This is a genomic window from Kitasatospora sp. NPDC057595, from assembly GCF_042800875.1.
Lineage (GTDB): Bacteria > Actinomycetota > Actinomycetes > Streptomycetales > Streptomycetaceae > Kitasatospora.
Genome location: NZ_JBHVGL010000072.1, coordinates 1 through 1,220 on the forward strand (window position 1 = coordinate 1; position 1,220 = coordinate 1,220).

Annotated in this window: 2 protein-coding genes; both read left to right on the forward strand. The window is 72.5% G+C overall.

Annotated elements, in window-relative coordinates:
* The first annotated feature begins 432 nt into the window (after positions 1 to 432).
* Entirely contained in the window at positions 433 to 636 is a 204-nt protein-coding gene (locus ACFU9E_RS35525; protein WP_365916675.1) for a hypothetical protein, read from the forward strand.
* On the forward strand, positions 633 to 1,220 hold a 588-nt coding region (locus ACFU9E_RS35530), incomplete at its 3' end, for a hypothetical protein (protein ID WP_380715713.1). The genes ACFU9E_RS35525 and ACFU9E_RS35530, both read left to right, overlap by 4 nt.

Here is a 1,220-nt window from a genome sequence, read left to right on the forward strand (position 1 = left end):
CTCGGAGGGTTCGGGAGCCGTGAGGACTTCCCCGGCGCCCGGGTCGCAGCCGTGCGCATGCTCCGCGGGCGTACCCCCTCGGGCCGCCGCCGCCTCGGTCGGTTCTTCGCTTCCCTGGCCCCGCGCTCGGGAGCGGTCGCTCTGGCCGCCCTGGTGCGGGTCGTTTCCGTTCGACCGGCCGGGATAGCTCTCCCGGCTCCGGCACCGCGTGCTCTGTCCCCTCAGAGGAGGTGCCACCGCACCACTCCGGCCCGCGCTCCGTGACCGTCTCACCCCGCTTCGGCGGGGGTCACGAGCCGCAGGCACCCAACCCCAGAAATGCCGAAAGCCCCGGGGTCTCACTCCCGAGGCTTGGCATAGATCCCATTGCGAGGAATCCAAGTGCATTCCGAGAATACCCAGTCAGCACCCGTGCTGACCACAGATCCCCGTGTGACCCCTGTCGGCGGCTCCGGCCGGGTGACCACCGTCACCAACGGAGAGACCGCCTATCTGGTCTGCCGGACCGTGCGCGGTCGCGGCGGCTGGGGGGTCCACACCGCCGCCGGTGACCTCCTGTCCTCGGGGTGGCCGACCCTCACCCGCGCCCGGTCCTACGCGGACCGCCTCCTGTCGCAGGCGGGGGCGGACCGGTGACCGAGCAGACGACCGAGCGGCCGGCCCGCACCCCGGCCCCCCGCAAGCCTCTGCGGGTGGTCAACGGCTCCGGCGGGGTCCGCGAAGAGATCACCACCGAGCGAATCTCCGACCGCTACGAGGCAGACGAACACGGCCACTACCGGGTCACCCGCTCGCAGGGCGAGACCCCGTCCGGCGAGCCGGTCGTACGGGTCTCGCGCAAAGAGATCCTGAACGCCCGGACCGAGATCACCGCCGCCTACGCCGACGACACCGGGGAGCCGTACCCGATCGCGGCCACCGAGGTTGCCGACCGGCTCCGGCCGGTCATCACCCATTACGACCTGCGCGTGTCCCGCCCCGACGAAGGGGAGGTGAACCTCCCGGACGTCCCGGCCGAGGACTTCGGCAAGGTGGCATGGGTCGAGCGCGCGGAGCTGCGGGAACTGCCGGTCATGGCGTCCGGCGGCCAGACGGCCAAGCACGACATCGCCACCTCGATCCGGCTCGCCTCCCCGCACCCGGTCATCCCCGCGTACGGCCGCCTCGGGTGGCACAACCGGGACGGCCGATGGCTGTACGTCCACGGCGGCGGCGCCTGG